Below are 17,639 nucleotides of genomic sequence, written 5' to 3' on the forward strand. Positions count from 1 at the left end.
GCATGAGCATCGAGCGTGAGGTACACCAGCAGCCGGGCGTGGCTCCCGACCAGCCCGTCACGCACGGCGGCCCGTCCCTGCCCCAGGTGCGCCGCCTGGTCACCGAGGTCCCCGGCCCGAAGTCCCGCGAGATGTTCGCGCGCAAGCGGTCGGCGGTGCCGCCGGGCATCGGCACCACCCTGCCGGTGTTCGTGACCCACGCCGGCGGCGGCGTGCTCGTGGACGCCGACGGCAACTCTCTCATCGACTTCGGCTCGGGCATCGCGGTGACCACCGTCGGCAACGCCGCCCCCCGCGTGGTCGAGCGGGTCCAGAAGCAGGTCGCCGACTTCACCCACACCTGCTTCATGGTGACGCCGTACGAGTCGTACCTGGAGGTCTGCGAGCGGCTCAACGCCCTCACCCCCGGTGACCACGACAAGCGCTCGTTCCTGGTCAACAGCGGCGCCGAGGCCGTGGAGAACGCCGTCAAGGTGGCCCGCCACGCCACCGGGCGGCAGGCGGTCGTCGTGTTCGACCACGGCTACCACGGCCGCACGCTGCTCACCATGACGCTGACGGCCAAGAACATGCCCTACAAGCACCGGTTCGGCCCCTACGCGCCGGAGGTGTACCGCATGCCGATGGCCTACCCCTACCGGTGGCCCACCGGCCCGGACAACTGCGCCGAGGAGGCCGTGGCCCAGGCCATCGACGCGATCGACAAGCAGATCGGCGCGCAGAACGTGGCCGCCATCGTGATCGAGCCGATCCAGGGCGAGGGCGGCTTCATCGAGCCCGCGCGGGGCTTCCTGCCCGCGCTGCTGGAGTACGCCCGGGCCAACGGCATCGTGTTCGTCGCCGACGAGGTGCAGACCGGGTTCGCCCGCACCGGGCACCTGTTCGCCTGCGAGGACGAGGGCATCGTGCCGGACATCATCTGCACGGCCAAGGGCATCGCGGGCGGCCTGCCGCTCGCGGCGGTCACCGGCCGGGCCGAGCTCCTGGACGCCGTGCACGTCGGCGGCCTCGGCGGCACCTACGGCGGCAACCCGCTGGCCTGCGAGGCGGCGCTGGCCGTGCTGGACACGATCGAGGCCGACGGCCTGGTGGAGCGCGCGCGGCAGGTCGGCGCCATCATGCTCCCCCGGCTCAGGGCGCTGGCCGAGCGGTTCGACATCATCGGGGACGTGCGGGGGCGCGGCGCCATGATCGCCATCGAGCTGGTCGCGCCGGGCACCAAGAAGCCCGACCCGGCCGTCACCGGGGAGATGGTCCGGCGCTGCCACGCGGAGGGCCTGGTCGTGCTCACGGCGGGCACCTACGGCAACGTGCTGCGCTTCCTGCCGCCGCTGTCCATCCCGGACTCCCTGCTGGAGGAGGGCCTGTCCATCCTGGAGAAGGCCATCGCGTCCGTTTAGGAGCACCACAAAAGGGGCACCCGGGTTTCACCCGAGGTGTCCCTTTTGTCATTGAACGGGCGGGGCGAGGGACGCGATTTAACCCGTCCTTGACATCGCCCTAGTCGATCACTTTCAGTAACGGGGTTATAACGGTTCGGGTAGGAGCCATTCGAGCCACGGGAGCGTGATGAGCTGGGATCCGACCGGAGCGGCACGGCTCAACCTGACCTTCGACCCCAACGATCTGACCGGCCCGCAGCGCGAGGGGGACGCCTGCGTGGTCTGCCACAAGAAGTGGCCACGGCCACGGGTCCGCGTCGGCCGGCTGCCCGACGACGCCCCCGTCATGGCCTGCGAGGACTGCGCCGAAGCCCTTCTGCCCGCGCCCCCCGCACCCCGCAAGAAGCCCGCCCCGCGCAAGGCCGCCCTCCCCTAGGCCGCGGCGGCGCCTTCCTCGCGCATGCCCCAGGGGGAGCCGTACTCGCCGAGCAGGTCCAGGAAGGGCACCGGGTCGAAGGCCTCGGGGCCGAGGACGCCGCGCCCGCTCCAGGTGCCGCGCGCCAGCAGTTCCAGCGCCACGACCGGATGGACCGCCGTCTGCCACACCACCGCCTGGGCTCCGTACTCGCGCATCGACCATTCGTTGTCCACGACGTGGTACAGGTAGACCTCCCGCGGCCGGCCGTCCTTGCCGGTGCCCCTGATCCAGGTGCCCGCGCAGGTCTTGCCGCGCATCCGGTCGCCCAGCGTCGCCGGGTCCGGCAGCGAGGCGGCCACCACGTCGCGCGGGGACACCTCGACGCCCTTGATCCGCACCGGCTCGGTCGAGTCCAGGCCGAGCTTGTGCAGGGTGCGCAGCACCTCGATGAACTCGGCGCCCAGGCCGTACTTGAAGGTCACCCGGCGGGCCTTCACCCAGCGCGGGACCAGCAGGACCTCCTCGTGCTCGACGTTCACGCACTCGACCGGGCCGATGCCCTCGGGGAAGTCGAACACCTCCGGCTCGCTGAACGGCTCGGTGGTGTGCCAGCCGCCGTCCTCCCAGACCACCGGCGGGTTGAGGCACTCCTCGATGGTGGTCCAGATGGAGAAGGTGGGCGCGAACGCCTCCTGCCCATCGGGGCCCCGCACGACCAGGTTGGCGCCGTCGCGGATGCCGATCTCGTCGATGCTCTCGAACAGGTGGTCGGCCGCGTACCGGGCGAAGACGTCGGCCAGGCCCGGCTCGACCCCCATGCCGACCAGGGCGAGCCTGCCCTCGGCCTCCCAGCGCCGTGACATGGCGAACTGCTCGTCGCCGAGCTTGACACCGGGCAGCTCGTACGGCCGGGAGGGGTGCGGCCGGGACAGCGACATGGCCATGTCGAGGTAGTCGGCGCCCGCGGCGAGGGCCGCGCGGAACAGCGGCATGTCGAACCGGGGATCGACGGCGTTGAACAGCACGTCGCAGCGGTGCTCGCGCAGGGCGGCCTCCACCGCGGCCTGGTCTGCGGCATCCAGCCCGATCGCGCTGAACCGGTCCTCCACCGGGCGCGCGGAGGCCCCGCGCCACCCCGGGCCGCGTCCCGGTCCAGAGGGCGGCACCTGTTCTGACGCGCCGACGCGTTTGGACGCGCCGACCTGTTTGGAGACGACGGCCTCGGCGCGTGAGCGGTCATAGTCGGCGACGACGATGTGGTCGAAGAAGTCACGGCGGGCGGCGATCGGCACCACGGCGGAACCCACGCCGCCCGCGCCTACGAGAAGGATGCGCATGCCGGGACCGTATCAACTGACTGGTCAACCAATCAATATGATGCCCGCCACCCGGCCACCCCTTTCCACCATGGATTTCGTCGCCGGCGACCCCAGACGGCGACGAGAAGGAGAGCAGCCGGCCGCCGGCACGACCGATACCGGAAACCCCGGCGGCGCCCCGTCTAACCGGCGAGCGAGCGCCAGCGGGCCGCCCACTCGGCGTAGTCGGTGCATGGTCCGTCCCGGTCTTCGCAGTCACTCCCCGGGAGGACGGCGAAGACGACCTTCTTGCCCCAGGAGGCGTCGGGGACCCGGAACGCCGCGCACACGGCCTTGGCGAGCCTGGCGCGGCCCGCCGCCGCCGGCCCCTTGCCGTGGTAGGCGCAGGCCCCGGGGTTGGCCGGCGCCAGCATGGTGCGCGCCGACGCCTGCTGCTGCACGTCCTTGGAGGAGGCCCAGTCGATCCAGCGGTAGGCGCAGTTGGGCGAGGCGGCCGTCGCCGAGACCATCCACGCGTCCACCCAGCCGGTGGCCGGGTCGTCCCGCACCGCCTTCACGGAGTGGCCGCCCGCGCGAAGGGTCTCCATCAGGAACGGCAGGCCCCGCCCTGCGGAGACAGAGCCGCCGGCGAACGCCTGCAACGCCTGGACCTGCCTGGCGTAGTAGACCCGGTCGGCGCCGCCCCGTTCGCCGAGGAGCGCCATCGCCGCGTCGAGCTGGGGCCGGGTGAGGTTGAACGGGTCGCCGATGCCGAGCTTCGGCCGCTGGCGCTTCACCGCGAGCGCGGCGTCGGCGATGGTCAGCGGGCTGTCCTTGAGCATGACGGGCCCGCGGGCGGAGTACAGCCCGGCGCCCGCCGGCGGGCGCGTCTCGACGCTGTCGTACAGCGTCGCGTACCACCCCCACAGGTATGGCACGCCGTACACCTGGGAGCCGGCCGTGATCGCGCGCTGGGAGCGCAACCACGAGGGGATCTCGCCGTAGTTGCGCAGGAGCGAGGTGGTGATCGGGGCGACCTTGCGCTCGGCGATCAGCCGCCCGCCGACCTGCGGGGGCGCGGACACCACGTCGAACGCGGTGCCGGCCGCCATCGTGTCGAGCTGGTCGTCCGACGCCGGGAAGCGCAGGTTGACCCGGCAGCCGGTGGTGGTCTCGAACCGCCCCACCCAGTTGTAGGCCGGATCGGTGCCGCCGTACTCGGCGTAACCACGGTAGGACAGCACGGTGACCGACCCCTCCCCCGGCCCGAGGGTGGTGACCGCAGGGGACGGCGTCGCCGCCGGGGTGGACGAGGACGACGGAGACGGCGTCGCGGCCGCCGAGGAGGCGGCGCCCGACGGCCCCGTCCCGGAGGCGGAGGGAGAGGCGGAGATGGAAGCGGAGCCCGACGCGCTGGGCGCCGCCCCCGCGTCGGCCGTGGCGGGCCCCCTCGCGCCGCCGCACCCGGCGAGCGCGACGGCGGCCGAGGCGAGCAGCGCCGGCAGCCATCGAGGACGCCTCGTCGGTGTGCTCACGCCGGCCGTCCCCCTCGTTCTCAGCCCTTTGCGGGCAGCCTACCGGCCGGGCGGGCGGGGGGCGCGTCATGCGCCGGGGGCCAGGCCCGCGGCGAGGGCGCGCTGGCGCGGCGACCGCACACCTGCACCGGCCGCGGCCCTCCACCCGGTATGTGCTGGATGTGATCGGCGCCGGGTCGGCGAGGCGTGGTACGGCGATGCCGGCGCCGCTCCTACGGCGCCCGGCCCGGTCGACGTTCGCGGACAGCGCGCTAGGCGTTGGTGGGGAAGCCGAGGTTGACGCCGCCGTGGCTCGGGTCCAGCCAGCGGGAGGTGACGACCTTGCCGCGGGTGTAGAAGTGGACGCCCTCGGCGCCGTGGACGTGCGTGTCGCCGAACAGCGAGGCCTTCCAGCCGCCGAAGCTGTAGAACGCCATCGGCACCGGGATCGGCACGTTGATGCCGACCATGCCGACCTCCACCTCGTTCTGGAAGCGCCGCGCCGCGCCGCCGTCGTTGGTGAACACCGCGGTGCCGTTGCCGTACTCGGTGCCGTTGATGATGCGCAGGCCCTCCTCGTAGGAGGGGACGCGGATCACCGACAGGACCGGGCCGAAGATCTCGTCGCGGTGCACGGCGGAACCGGGGGTGACGTGGTCGACCAGGGTCGGGCCGAGCCAGAACCCCGGCGTCCCGGCCGCCGTGGTGCCGCCCTTGACCGGCGTCTCCCTGCCGTCGACGACCAGCTTGGCCCCCTCCGCCAGCGCCGTGTCGAGGTAGGAGGCCACCTTGTCGCGGTGCGCGCCGGTGACCAGCGGGCCCATGTCGGCGTCGGGGTCGTCGCCGGCGCCGACGGTGAGCCGGCTCACCCGGTCGACGATCTTGGCGACCAGCTCGTCCCCGACCGGGTCCACGGCGAGCACCACGGAGATCGCCATGCAGCGCTCCCCCGCCGAGCCGAAGCCGGCGTTCACCGCCGCGTCGGCGACCAGGTCGAGATCGGCGTCGGGCAGCACGAGCATGTGGTTCTTCGCGCCGCCGAGCGCCTGCACCCGCTTGCCGTGCCGGGTGCCGGTCTCGTAGACGTACCGGGCGATCGGCGTGGACCCGACGAAGGAGACGGCGCGCACGTCGGGGTGCTCAAGCAGCCGGTCCACCGCCACCTTGTCGCCCTGGACGACGTTGAACACCCCGTCGGGCAGCCCGGCCCGCTTCCACAGGGACGCCATCAGCAGCGACGCCGACGGGTCGCGCTCGGAGGGCTTGAGCACGAAGGTGTTGCCGCAGGCGATGGCGACCGGGTACATCCACATGGGCACCATCGCCGGGAAGTTGAACGGGGTGATCCCGGCGACGACGCCCAGCGGCTGCCTGATCGAGAAGGAGTCGACGTTCGTCGAGACGTTCTCCGAGAAGCCGCCCTTGAGCAGGTGCGGGATGCCGCACGCGAACTCCACGACCTCCAGGCCGCGGGCGACCTCGCCGAGCGCGTCGGAGCGCACCTTGCCGTGCTCGGCGCTGATCAGCGCGGCCAGGTCGCCGCGGTGGGCGTCCATCAGCTCCCGGAACCGGAACAGCACCTGCGCCCGCTTCATCAGCGAGGCGTCGCGCCAGGCGGGGAAGGCCGCCGCGGCCGCGGCCACCGCGGCGTCGACGTCCTGGACGGCCGCCAGGTCGACCAGGGCGCGCACCTCGCCGGTGGCCGGGTTGAACACCTCGCCCCGGCGTCCGGAGCCGCCGGGCGTCTCGGCGCCGCCGATCCAGTGCGCGACCCGCCTCACCGCGCCGTCCCGCCCGTCGCCCTCGTGGTCGAGCGGCCCGTGCGCCGGCCCGTGGTTCACTTGCCCGTCTCCTCGTTGATCGTCTCCAGCGCGGCGAGGATGATGCCCAGCCCCTCGCGCGCCTCTTCCTCGCTCAGGGTCAGCGGCGGCGCCATGCGCAGCACGTTGCCGTACAGACCGCCCTTGCCGGCCAGGAGGCCGAGCTTCTTGGTCTCCTCCATGAACCGCGCGGCCAGCGCGGGCGACGGCGCCCCGCTGCCCGGGTCGACCAGCTCCACCGCGAACATCAGGCCCTTGCCGCGGATGTCGCCGACGATCGGCAGCCGGTCCTTGGCCGCGCGCAGCCCGTCGATGAGGATGGCGCCGGTGGTGGCGGCGCGGGTCTGCAGGTCGTGGTCCAGGACGTAGTCCAGGGTCGCGTTCGCCGCGGCCATCGAGACCGGGTTGCCGCCGAAGGTGGCAAGGCCGATGGCGTGCGGCCCGTCCATCAGGTCGCCGCGCGCGACGACGCCGCCGACCGCGAAGCCGTTGCCGAGCCCCTTGGCGAAGGTCATCATGTCGGGGGTCACGCCGTGGTTCTGGATGCCGAAGAAGGCCGAGCCGGTGCGGCCCCACCCGGTCTGCACCTCGTCGGAGATGAACAGGATGCCTTCCTCGTCCAGCACCTCCTTGTACGCCCGGAACAGCCCGTCGGGCGCCATGGTGAAACCGCCGACGCCCTGGATCGGCTCGGCGATCAGCGCGGCCACGTCGTTGGACACCGCGGTGGCGAGCACGTGCCGCAGGTCGTCCACGCAGGCGGCGATGTAGTCGGCGTCCGACAGGCCGCGGAACTGGGTCAGGTGGCGGTCGGCGCCGTGCAGGAAGTGCACGTTCAGCGGCGACAGCGAGTTGTTCTTCCAGCCGCGGTTGCTGGTGACGGCCAGGGCGCCGAAGCTGCGGCCGTGGTAGCTCTGCCGCATGGCGAGTACCTGGTCGGACCCGCGGGCGTAGGTGGCCAGCAGCAGAGCCGTCTCGTTGGCCTCGGTGCCGGAGTTGGTGAAGAAGACCTTGGCGTTCTCGATGCCCGACAGCCTGGCGATCTTCTCGGCCAGCTCGACCTGGGCGCGCAGGAGGTAGACCGTGCTGGTGTGAACGACCCCGGTGGCGAGCTGGCGCTCGACGGCGTCACGGACCTCCGGGACGTCGTAACCGATCATGTTGGTCAGGATGCCGGCGAAGAAGTCGAGGTAGGTGTGGCCTTCGGCGTCGACGACGCGGTTGCCCTTACCTCGCACGATCTCGATGGGCTCGTCGTAGTAGAGGGACAACCAGTTGGGCATGACCGCACGATGGCGCGGAAGCAGGTCGGACATAGACCGATTATGTCCACTCGTTGCCATCGCTCCCACCTCCAAGGTGTCGGCGTACCCCGAAATCACCTTACATGCTGGCAGTGCCAGGCTAAAATGTCGTGCGGTCCAGTAGATAGTATGTCAGGACATCACCTCACAGCCTGCTCCGAGCGGAGTCCTCATGGCTCCTCGGCGGCGCACGCCCGTCGGGGCCTCCTTCGCGCGAAAGCCCCTCGCGCCGACGCTCCGGCGCTGATCGCCGGCACCGTCGTGGCCGGCACCGTCGTGGTCGGCGCGAGGGGCGCGGTCGTACCGAGCGCGCGGGCGGGCGCGCTCAGGCGACCTTTTCCGGCTCGGGCTGGGGCGCGGACGCCGGCCGCCCGGGACGCAGGACGGAGAAGGCCAGTACGGCCGCGGCCAGAGTGAAGGCGACGCCGACCCACGAGCCGAACGACATCGCGGACACGAACGCCTCCCTGGCGGTCCTGGCCAGCCCCGGATCGCCCATCTGCAGCGCCGCGCCGATGGAGTCGCGGGCCGCCGCCGGCGCGCCGTCCGGCATGCTCGCGGTGTAGACGCCGGCCAGCACGCTGCCGAGAACGGCCACGCTGAGCGCCATGCCGACCTGTTGAACGGTGTCGTTCAGCGCCGAGCCGACGCCCGCGTGCTCGGGCGGCACCGCCCCCATCAACGTCGCGTACGCGGCCGGCCCGGCGAGACCGCCGCCGACGCCCATGACGAGCAGACCGGCGATCAGCTTGCCGTACCCGTCGGCCGGGCCGATCGTCCCGAGCACGGCGAACCCGCCCGCCATCACGAGCATGCCGCCGGCGATCAGCACGCGGTTGCTCACCCGCTGCCCGAGCCCGGCGCCCACCCCGTTGAAGACCGCCGCCGCCACCGCGTACGGCAGCAGCGCGAGCCCCGCCTTCATCGGCCCGTAGGCGAGGACGAACTGCAGGTACTGGGTGAGCATGAGCAGCAGCGCGCCGGTGCCGAACGACATCAGCACGATCGAGAACGACGACCCGCCGAAGTCACGGTCGCGGAACAGCGCCAGCGGCAGCATGGGATGCTCCGACCTGCGCTCCCAGAGCACGAACGCCCCGAGCGCCACGACCGCGACGGCCATCGCGGCCACCGACCCGCCCGAGCTCCAGCCGTCGCGGGGCGCCGCGATGACCACGTACACCAGCGCGGTCATGCCGGCCGTCGACAGCAGCGCGCCGAGCGGGTCGACGGGGCGGGCCGGGCCCCGGGACTCGGGCATCAGCAGCACCGCGGCGACGATCGCGACGACGGCGATGGGCACGTTCAGCAGGAACACCGAGCCCCACCAGTAGTGCTCCAGCAGGAAGCCGCCGAGCGTCGGACCGGCGATCACCCCCACCATGGCGACGGCGCTCCACGCGGCGAACGCCTTGCGGCGCTCGGACTCGTCGAAGACCGTGATCAGGATCGACAGCGTGCTCGGCATCAGGAACGACCCGCCCACGCCCATGAGCGCGCGGGCGCCGATGAGCTGCCACGGCTCCTGCGCGATCGTCGCGACCAGCGAGGCGGCTCCGAACGCGGCCAGGCCGATGATCAGGAATCGGCGCCGCCCGTAGCGGTCGGACAGGCTGCCGGCGGTCAGCAGCAGGCCGGCGAAGACCAGCACGTAGGCGTCGATGATCCACTGCACGTCGGACGGAGTGGCGCCGAGGTCGCGGATCAGCGAGGGGATGGCCAGGTTGAGCACCGTGTTGTCGACCACGAGCACCAGCAGGCTCACGCACAGCACGCCGAGGATCCACCAGCGGCGCGGGTGCTTGGCCGGGGTCGGACCGGCCTCGTCTCGTACATCGTTCGAGTTCACTCGCACAGCGTACGATGAGCCTCGCACGGTGTGCGACAGATTTATCCTGGAGCGAACGAAGGAGCCCGCGCACGTGCCGCCAAAGCAACGCTTCACCTCGGTCTGGTCACGCCAGAGCGCGCCCAAGGCCACGCCCGTCCGCGAACAACCCGCGCTGAGCCGCGACCACATCGTCAAGGCCGCCGTCGAACTGCTCGACGCCGAGGGCCTCGACGCCCTCAGCATGCGCAGGCTCGGCTCACGCCTCGGCTCGGGAGCGACCAGCATCTACTGGCACGTCTCCAACAAGGACCAACTGCTGGAGCTGGCGCTCGACGAGGTCTACTCCGAGGTGCGGCTGCCCGACCCGGACGTCACGGGCTGGCACGACACCGCCGCGGCGTTCGCCTACGGGATGCGCGAGGCGGTGCTCGGGCACCCGTGGTCGGTCACGCTCATCGGCTCCATGCCGAGCATCGGGCCCAACGCGCTCAAGGCGATCTCCGCGCTCTCCACCGCCATGCAGCTCGGCGGCTTCGCCGGCGTGACCCTCGAGTTCGCCGTCAGCTCGATCGTCTCCTACACCCTGGGCGCCACCACACCCGAGGCCAGCTGGATCAACACCGTGGGCCGCAGCGGCGCCGACCAGTCCGAATGGGTGGCCGACATGAGCGCCCAGCTCCACATCGCCGGCGCCGAGCATCCAGAGCTGATCGCCCGCTACGACAGCCTCCACGACCTCGACGTCACCCAGATGCGCCGCCTCAGCTTCGACTACGGCCTGTCCGCCCTCCTGGACGGCCTGGCGCTCCGCCTCCACCAGACCTGACCGAGCACGGGCGCAGGGCGGACAGACCGAGGACGGGCGCAGGGCGGACAGCGAGAGCGGGGCGGACAGTGGGAGCGGACCTGGCGGCGAGGGCCGGCCCACGCGGGACGGCCGGCGAGAACGGCCGTATAACGGGCGGTCACTATGCCACATAGGGGACGGTCGCTGGTACACCGTGATCAGCTAGGCTCGGAAATATGCTACCGACCTTGGCCGACGTCCTCGCGCTGGACGCCGTGCGCCGAGGCAACCCCCGCGTGGTCGCGGGGGCCGACCGGCTGGACACGCGCGTGCGCTGGGTGCACGTCGGAGAGGTCAGCGACATCGCCCACCTGCTGCGCGGCGGCGAGCTCATCCTCACCACCGGCGTCGCCCTGCCCGACGAACCGGACAAGCTCGCCGACTACATCGCCGACCTGGCGAGCGTGGGCACCTCCGGCCTGATCGTCGAGCTCGGCCGCAGGTTCATCCACGAGTTGCCCTCCGCCGTCGTGGACGCCGCGGAGACCCACGGCCTGCCGCTGGTCACCCTCGCGCGCGAGACACCGTTCGTGCAGATCACCGAGTCGGTGCACGCCCGCATCATCGACATCCAGTTGGAGGAGCTGCGCGCCTCCGAGCAGCTGCACGAGGTGTTCACCGAGCTGTCGGTCGAGGGCGCCTCGCCCGCCGAGGTGCTGACCCAGGTCGCGAGGCTCTCGGCCCGGCCCGCGTTGCTGGAGAACCTCGCCCACCAGGTGCTCGCCTGCGAGTCCGCCGGGCGCGACACCGGCATCCTGCTCGCCAACTGGGAGGCCCGGTCGCGCGCCGTCGTCCTCGGCGAGCGCACGGCCTACGACCCCTCCTCCGGCTGGCTGGTCACCATGGTCGGCGCGCGCGGCCACGACTGGGGGCGGCTCATCCTGCTCTGCGACTCGCCGCCGAGCCCGCGCGACATCGTCCTCGCCGAGCGCGCCGCCACCACGCTCGCCCTGGGCCGGCTGCTGGAGCGGCACCAGGAGAGCCTCGAACGCCAGGCCCACGGCACGATCATCGCCGGCATCCTGACCCACGCGTACGCCGACCCGGAGGAGGTCGCCGCCCGCGCCCGCGCGGTCGGCGTCCCGCTGACCGGACGCAAGCTCATCGGTCTGGTGCTCCGCCTCGCGGAACCGCCGGCCGAGACGGTGCTCAACCTGCAGGCCAAGCTGAGCGAGCTGGCCGAGGCCGCCGCGGCCGCATGCCGGGACGCCAGGCTGCCCGCCCTGGTGGGCGCGCTCGACCAGCACCGCATCGGCGTCCTGCTGCCCCTTCCGCCGCGCACCCTGGCCGAAGGCGCGCTCACCGCCCTCGCCGAACGGCTCCGCACGACCTTCACCACGCCGTTCGTCCTGGCGGCCGGCTCGGTGGTCGAGTCGATCAAAGAGGCGCGGCGCAGCTTCCTGGAAGCCGAGCAGGTCGCCGAGGCCGCCGCGCGCCAGCCCGACCGCCGCCCGTTCTACCGGCTGCCCGACCTGCGCCTGCGCGGCCTGCTGCACCTGCTGCGCGACGACGCGCGCCTGCAGACCTTCGCCGAACGCGAGCTCGGCCCGCTGCTCGCCCACGACGCCCATCGCGGCGGCGACCTGACCGGCATCCTGCGCGTCTACCTGGACTCCGGGCGCAACAAGGCGGTCGCGGCACAGCGTGCCCACCTGTCCAGGCCCGCGTTCTACGACCGGCTGCGCCGCCTGGAGCGCGTCCTGGACACCAACCTGGACGACGTCGACTCCTGCCTGTCCTTGCACGTCGCCCTGCTGGCACTGGAGTCGTTCCGCAGAGAGACCCGCTGATCGCACCGCGAGGGACGCGCTGACGGGCGCGCACGAATCGTTCGGCGGAAGACGCGCTGACGACCGCCGCGGCGGATGGCGACCCGCTGTCGTCCGCGACGGGTCTCGGATGGTGATAGGTCCTGGGTGGTGAACAGGTCCCAAGTGGTGACGGGCGTCAGGAGTCGGGGACGGTGTCCCGCCGTGCGGCGTGGGCCGCGTCGTCGGCGCAGACGTAGGCGTCCCACCGGCGCGGCCGAGCCATGATCACTCCAAGGATGAAACCAAGGCTCATGCTCGCCAGGATTATCACGAAAACTACGTTGAGCCCCATAACGGGTGCCTCTCGAGGATGGTGTGCCGCCGGCTCGTGATCGCGGCCTGACGAACCGTAACCCCGGAACACGGGCGCCGGCAGCCGATCGCCGCCGGTTGACCCGTAATGACCAGGGCGTTGACCCGATTTGCGTAGCCCCTTACGGACACTCTCCCCCACCACCGGAAGAAGGCGGCCCGCGGGATCCCTGCCCACGCCCCCGGCCGGGCCTCTGGTCACATTCTCGTAGACGTTGGCGTGTTCACCCGGCCTTGACCTTCCGCGGACAAGACGATGGTCATCGAGGAATCGGATCACCCACGGGAGCCCTTGATGCCACGTCGTCTCGCCGCCGGACTCGCCGCGCTGTCGTTCCTCGCGGCGGCGGCCCCCACAGCCGCCAGCGCCCGGTCGGCCGCGTCGGCGGCGCCGGCCGAAACGGCGCGGGCGACCCGGCAGGCCGGCACGACGGCCACGCGTGTCCAGTTCGCCCTCCCGACGAAGGACTTCCCGCTGGGGCAGCCAGGCCCGGTCACCCAGAAGAAGAAGTCCGTGACGAAAGGCATCGACTTCTTCACCGTCGTGCACGGCGAGGCGACCGACGGATACACGGTGTCGGTGCTCATGAACGGCAAGGACTACGGCTCGCGGGAGCAGGCCGACGCCGCCGCCGAGGCCGTCCAGGCGGCCGGGCTCCCCGCCGGCATCCAGGAGTTCACCCGCCCGGCCGTCGCCGACTACCCCGCGGGCGTCAGCTACATGGTCCGCGTCGGCATGTGGAAGCCGGAGGAGAAGGCCGAGGCCGGCAAGATCGCCAAGAAGCTCGGCGAGGCCGGCGTCAAGGCGAAGGTCGACTTCCTCGGCGACGACGGCTTCCAGACCACCGGCCCCTGGGACATGCGCGTCCTCACCGTCGACCCGCGGGTCTTCGGCGGCTCCTACCACGCGAGCCTCGGGACGAGCGTCGCCAAGCGCGAGACCACCTCCTCGATGGCCAAGAAGGCGGGCGCCGTCGTCGCCGTCAACGGCGGCTTCTTCAACATCCACACCGACAAGAACCTCCGCGGCGAACCCGTCGGCGTCTCGGTCGTCAACGGCCGCCTGCTCAGCGAGGCCGTTCTCGGCCGCAGCGCCCTCATCCTCAAGGGCCGCACCGCGCGCATCTCCGAGGTGGCCACGGCCGTCACCGCCACCTCCGCCGACGGCGAGAAGACCGTCATCAACGGCGTGAACCGCGCCGCCGCCGCCGACGAGCTCGTCCTGTACACCGAGGAGTTCGGGGAGAAGACCCCCGCCGACGAGGGCGCCGAAGCCGTGCTGGACGCCAAGGGACAGGTCCTCGAACTGCGCCCGGCCGGCGGCAAGGTCGCCGCCGGCACCAGCGTCCTGCACGGCACCGGCATCATGGCCGACTGGATCTGGTCGCACGCCTGGGAGAACTGGAGCCTGAAGATCACCACCAAGGTGACCGACATGCGTTCCGGCAAGGCCATCCCCCTCACCCCCGAGACCAGCGTCATCGGCGGCGGCGTCGGCCTGGTCCGCGACGGCCGCGAGCGCGTCACCGCGCAGGCGGACGGCCAGGCGAACATCAACATGATCCTCCGCCGTCACCCGCGCACCCTCGCGGGCGTCACCAAGTCCGGCCGGCTGATCCTCGCCGTCGTGGACGGCCGCAAGCCGGGCGTCACCGTCGGAGCCTCGATGATCGAAGCCGCCCATGTGATGATGTGGCTCGGCGCCCGCCAGGCCATCAACCTCGACGGCGGCGGCTCCAGCGCGATGGTCGTCAAGGGCAAGGTCGTCAACCACCCCTCCGACGGCGTCGAACGCGGCGTGGGCGACGCCGTCCTCATCGTCCCCTAACCCGTCCCTCCGGGGGCATCGCGATATCTCACCCCCCGTACCCCGCGCTGCGATATCCCGCGCCCCGGAGGGGCTGATCACCTCCGTGCGGCCCCCGCTGCTCTACCGGAGATCCGATCTACGGGCGAAGTCCCGGGCGAGTTCACGCGCTTCCACAAGCGATTCGACGACCGGTTCTTCAATGGTTCGCGAGGGAATCCACGAGTTCGACCGGGAACGGATTCGGCGCGAACGAGTTGAACGGGCTGCGTCCGGCACAGTGCATTCGCGGGCCGCCATGGATCCGACCGGTGTTCGACTCCCTACGTCGGCGAGGCCGCCTCCGGCGCCCCAACCTGACCCTCCCGACCCCACGCCGGCCGACCGCCCTGCCCTCCCGCCCTCCATCGACGGGTCGACCGTCCACCCGCCTCCCATCAAGTAGCCGACCCACCCGGGCTTCCACTCCCCACACCGGCCGACCGACCCTGTTCCCGCCAATCCGGTCGGCCTGGCGACCGGTCATGTGCTCCAGAGTTCTCTTGGTCTCGTCGGCCGGCCGACCTGCGGCCTGACCTGCCCGATCCCTTCGTCGGCTGACCGACTGGTCACCACCGGCCGACATCTGCCCCGACATATTCCTTGACACGAATATTCTTAGTGGTGAATGCTTCTCTCCATGGACGCACTCTTCACCGCACTGGCCGACCCGGCTCGCTGGCGGCTCGTGATCCTGCTGGCCGAGCGGCCCCGGCCGGTCGGCGTCCTGGCTCGGCTCGCCGAGGCACGTCAGCCGCAGACGACCAAGCACCTGCAGACCCTCGAACGCGCCGGCATCGTCACCTCCCAGCGCACCGGCCAGTGCCGCATCTACGCGCTCCGGTCCGAGCCTCTACGGGAGCTGGCGGCCGAGCTCAACAGGCTCGCCGACACCACTGGGCAGGCCGGCGGCACGCGCGAGACCTTCGACCGCCACGGGCTCAGCGTCCACGCGGAGCGGCTCGCCGCGGAACGGCCGGGGTGGGCCGACGGCCGCTCGTTCAGGTTCCACCGGTCGCTGACAGGCGACCCCGAGTCGGTCTGGCGCCACCTGACCGAGCCCTCCCTGCTCGCCCACTGGTGGACCCCCGACGACCTACGCGTCTCCGAGCTCGTATTCGAGGCGCGGCCGGGTGGACGGATCGCCCATGAGTATCGCGACGCCGAGGACGTCGACGGCTCCGACCAGGTCGCCGGGCACGCGGAGGGAATCGTCGACGAGGTCCGGCCCCATGAACACCTCGCCTACCGGCTGTCTCCGCTGCTTCCCGACGGCGGCCACGCCTTCACCGCCCACCTCGACCTCGATCTCCGTCCCACCGGCACCGGCCCGGGCACCGGCACCGGCAGCGGCACCGGCACCGACCTGGAAGTTCTCTTCCACATCACCGACAGCACCGTCGAATCCGCGGACTTCGTCGCAGGCATCGAGATCGGCTTCGGCCAGAGCCTCGACAAGCTCGCAGCGACCCTGGCCGCGCATTCGCACACCACCGATAAAAGGAGCTCACGATGACCGACTCGACCGGACGCAGGGTGACCGCGAACCTGAGTCTCACCCTCGACGGACGTTACAACGGTCCCGGCGGACCCGGCGATTTCGCCGCGTTCGCTCCCTATGTGACCACCGAGGTCGCGCGCGACCACATGAACCGCATGTGGGAGGCCGCGACGACGGCGCTGCTCGGCCGGATCAATGCCGAGGGATTCATGGGGTACTGGCCGTCGGTCGCCGAAGACGCGAACGCCGACCCGCGTGATCGCGGATACGCCAAGTGGCTGGTCGACACGGAGAAGGTGGTCCTGTCGACCACCTTGACCGAAGCTCCGTGGGAACGCACCCGCGTGGTGAACGCCCCCGCCGCCGACGTCGTCACCGACCTCAAGGCGACCGGCGAGGGCGACATCCTCGTCAACAGCAGCCCCGGCGTCATCAAGGCGCTCCTGTCGGCGGACCTGATCGACCGGCTGTACCTCATGATCTTCCCCGAGATCACCGGAGGGGGGCAGCGACTGTTCGACGACGGCCTGCCGGCCACCACGTGGACGCTGGTCCACCAGGAGACCGGCGAGCTGGGCGAGATGGCCATGGTCTACGACCGGGTTCGCCGCTCGACGGCCGAGTAGACATATCCAGACAGGAGAAGGCACATGAGCAAGGTGATCATCGGTGCGGCCGTGTCAGCGGACGGTTTCATCGCCGACCGGAACGATGGCGTGGGACCGTTGTTCGACTGGTACTTCAACGGCCCGCAGGAGCTGCCGGCCGCACCGAACCAGTACCGGCCGAAGGACGGATACCGGCCGGCCGCCGCAAGCGCCGACTTCCTCCGCGCTACCTGGGCGAGCGTCGGCGCGACCATCATGGGGCGCCGCCTGTTCGACCTCACCGACGGCTGGGGCGGCAAACCCGCCGTGGGCGATCACGTCTTCGTCGTCACCCACCGGTCCCCCGGCGACTGGCCGAGCCGTTATCCCGACGCCCCGTTCCACTTCGTGACCGGCGGCCTGGAAGAAGCCGTGGCCCGTGCCAAGCAGGCGGCCGGCGACCGCGACGTCTCCATGCCCCCGGGCGACCTCGCCGGGCAGGCGATCTCCGCGGGGCTGGTGGATCAGATCGACATGTACGTCGTTCCGGTCCTGTTCGGCGACGGCATCCGCTTCTTCGGAGAGCACAAGATCCCCACCACGATGCTGAACAACCCACGCATCGTGGAAAGCGACCGGGTCACCCACCTCAGCTACGACGTACGCCCACAATGACCGCCCTCACGCTCCCCAGCCGGCGAAACGGTCCCCCGCACCGGCCGCGACACCGGCCATCCGTCTCCATGCCGCTCCATCTGATGGACTGACGAGCTGGGCGGGCAGCAACCCTCGGACCACCCACCCGCATGCCGGGCGGGTCCCATTCGCTTGCCCCCGGGCGGGCACGGCCGGACCGGTTCTCCCGGTCGTGGTCCTGGGTCCTGGGTCTTGGCCGGCCCGCGGGATAGGAGTCCCCAGGTGGGCGCGAGGTTTTGTAACAGCCGATCCAGGGGTCTGAAGCTGAAGCAGCCCTGAAATGCAGGTAGGCCATCCACACCGTGGATGGCCTACCTTGCATAACACACATAACTATCTATCAAATTTTGTCCGGCGGTGTCCTACTCTCCCACACCGTCCCCGGTGCAGTACCATCGGCGCTGGAAAGCTTAACTTCCGGGTTCGGAATGTAACCGGGTGTTTCCCTTCCGCTATGACCGCCGTAACCCTC

The 17,639-nt window shown here is 71.3% G+C and carries 13 protein-coding genes and 1 rRNA gene; 8 read left to right on the plus strand and 6 right to left on the minus strand.

Annotated elements, in window-relative coordinates:
• Window positions 1-2 precede the first annotated feature (2 nt).
• Window positions 3-1,400 carry a 4-aminobutyrate--2-oxoglutarate transaminase gene (gabT, locus tag ACFQSB_RS02645; protein ID WP_380824031.1) on the plus strand — a complete coding sequence of 466 codons (1,398 nt, stop codon included), beginning with the start codon at window positions 3-5 and terminating at the stop codon, window positions 1,398-1,400.
• A gap of 169 nt (window positions 1,401-1,569) precedes the next feature.
• On the plus strand, window positions 1,570-1,818 hold the full coding sequence (locus ACFQSB_RS02650) for a hypothetical protein (RefSeq protein WP_354835406.1): 249 nt from the start codon (window positions 1,570-1,572) through the stop codon (window positions 1,816-1,818).
• On the opposite strand, the gene ACFQSB_RS02655 is transcribed toward ACFQSB_RS02650, so the two are convergent.
• From ACFQSB_RS02655 to ACFQSB_RS02675, 5 genes are all read right to left on the minus strand, one after another.
• Complete coding sequence (locus tag ACFQSB_RS02655) at window positions 1,815-3,137, minus strand: saccharopine dehydrogenase family protein (protein ID WP_380824032.1); 1,323 nt, start codon at window positions 3,135-3,137, stop codon at window positions 1,815-1,817. The two genes, ACFQSB_RS02650 and ACFQSB_RS02655, sit on opposite strands and share 4 nt — an antisense overlap.
• 164 nt (window positions 3,138-3,301) lie before the next feature.
• Window positions 3,302-4,633: an extracellular solute-binding protein gene (locus ACFQSB_RS02660; protein ID WP_380824033.1), complete on the minus strand. Its 1,332-nt coding sequence runs from the start codon at window positions 4,631-4,633 to the stop codon at window positions 3,302-3,304.
• A gap of 251 nt (window positions 4,634-4,884) precedes the next feature.
• Complete coding sequence (locus tag ACFQSB_RS02665; protein ID WP_380824055.1) at window positions 4,885-6,393, minus strand: CoA-acylating methylmalonate-semialdehyde dehydrogenase; 1,509 nt, start codon at window positions 6,391-6,393, stop codon at window positions 4,885-4,887.
• Window positions 6,394-6,449: 56 nt separating this feature from the next.
• Window positions 6,450-7,748 carry an aspartate aminotransferase family protein gene (locus ACFQSB_RS02670; protein ID WP_380824034.1) on the minus strand — a complete coding sequence of 433 codons (1,299 nt, stop codon included), beginning with the start codon at window positions 7,746-7,748 and terminating at the stop codon, window positions 6,450-6,452.
• 313 nt (window positions 7,749-8,061) lie between these two features.
• Window positions 8,062-9,585 (minus strand): MFS transporter, encoded by a 1,524-nt coding sequence (locus tag ACFQSB_RS02675; protein WP_380824035.1) that lies wholly within the window; start codon window positions 9,583-9,585, stop codon window positions 8,062-8,064.
• 73 nt (window positions 9,586-9,658) lie between these two features.
• Between ACFQSB_RS02675 and ACFQSB_RS02680 the strand changes: the two genes are divergently transcribed.
• The 6 genes from ACFQSB_RS02680 (at window position 9,659) to ACFQSB_RS02705 (ending at window position 17,146) form a co-directional block, all read left to right on the plus strand.
• Complete coding sequence (locus ACFQSB_RS02680; protein ID WP_380824036.1) at window positions 9,659-10,393, plus strand: TetR/AcrR family transcriptional regulator; 735 nt, start codon at window positions 9,659-9,661, stop codon at window positions 10,391-10,393.
• Window positions 10,394-10,590: 197 nt separating this feature from the next.
• Window positions 10,591-12,204 carry a PucR family transcriptional regulator gene (locus ACFQSB_RS02685; RefSeq protein ID WP_380824037.1) on the plus strand — a complete coding sequence of 538 codons (1,614 nt, stop codon included), beginning with the start codon at window positions 10,591-10,593 and terminating at the stop codon, window positions 12,202-12,204.
• 628 nt (window positions 12,205-12,832) lie between these two features.
• Window positions 12,833-14,365: a phosphodiester glycosidase family protein gene (locus tag ACFQSB_RS02690; RefSeq protein WP_380824038.1), complete on the plus strand. Its 1,533-nt coding sequence runs from the start codon at window positions 12,833-12,835 to the stop codon at window positions 14,363-14,365.
• A gap of 658 nt (window positions 14,366-15,023) precedes the next feature.
• Window positions 15,024-15,899, plus strand: a complete 876-nt coding sequence (locus tag ACFQSB_RS02695; protein ID WP_380824039.1) for a metalloregulator ArsR/SmtB family transcription factor — start codon at window positions 15,024-15,026, stop codon at window positions 15,897-15,899.
• Window positions 15,896-16,510: a dihydrofolate reductase family protein gene (locus ACFQSB_RS02700; RefSeq protein WP_380824040.1), complete on the plus strand. Its 615-nt coding sequence runs from the start codon at window positions 15,896-15,898 to the stop codon at window positions 16,508-16,510. Before ACFQSB_RS02695 ends, ACFQSB_RS02700 begins: the two co-directional genes overlap by 4 nt.
• Before the next feature lie 24 nt (window positions 16,511-16,534).
• A complete protein-coding gene (locus ACFQSB_RS02705) occupies window positions 16,535-17,146 on the plus strand; it encodes a dihydrofolate reductase family protein (RefSeq protein ID WP_354835426.1) in 612 nt (203 codons plus the stop codon).
• Window positions 17,147-17,516: 370 nt separating this feature from the next.
• Here the strand turns inward: ACFQSB_RS02705 and rrf are convergent.
• Window positions 17,517-17,633: ribosomal RNA gene (gene rrf / locus ACFQSB_RS02710) — 5S ribosomal RNA — on the minus strand.
• Window positions 17,634-17,639 lie beyond the last annotated feature (6 nt).

The organism is Sphaerisporangium rhizosphaerae (genome assembly GCF_042665155.1).
In the GTDB taxonomy this organism is placed as follows: domain Bacteria; phylum Actinomycetota; class Actinomycetes; order Streptosporangiales; family Streptosporangiaceae; genus Sphaerisporangium; species Sphaerisporangium rhizosphaerae.

Excerpts from the sequence above, each read along its gene's own strand:
- gabT (WP_380824031.1), top strand. The coding sequence starts at position 3 with ATGAGCATCGAGCGTGAGGTACACCAGCAGCCGGGCGTGGCTCCCGAC.
- ACFQSB_RS02650 (WP_354835406.1), top strand. The coding sequence starts at position 1,570 with ATGAGCTGGGATCCGACCGGAGCGGCACGGCTCAACCTGACCTTCGAC.
- ACFQSB_RS02655 (WP_380824032.1), bottom strand. The coding sequence starts at position 3,137 with ATGCGCATCCTTCTCGTAGGCGCGGGCGGCGTGGGTTCCGCCGTGGTG.
- ACFQSB_RS02670 (WP_380824034.1), bottom strand. The coding sequence starts at position 7,748 with ATGTCCGACCTGCTTCCGCGCCATCGTGCGGTCATGCCCAACTGGTTG.
- ACFQSB_RS02685 (WP_380824037.1), top strand. The coding sequence starts at position 10,591 with ATGCTACCGACCTTGGCCGACGTCCTCGCGCTGGACGCCGTGCGCCGA.
- ACFQSB_RS02690 (WP_380824038.1), top strand. The coding sequence starts at position 12,833 with ATGCCACGTCGTCTCGCCGCCGGACTCGCCGCGCTGTCGTTCCTCGCG.
- ACFQSB_RS02695 (WP_380824039.1), top strand. The coding sequence starts at position 15,024 with ATGGACGCACTCTTCACCGCACTGGCCGACCCGGCTCGCTGGCGGCTC.
- ACFQSB_RS02700 (WP_380824040.1), top strand. The coding sequence starts at position 15,896 with ATGACCGACTCGACCGGACGCAGGGTGACCGCGAACCTGAGTCTCACC.
- ACFQSB_RS02705 (WP_354835426.1), top strand. The coding sequence starts at position 16,535 with ATGAGCAAGGTGATCATCGGTGCGGCCGTGTCAGCGGACGGTTTCATC.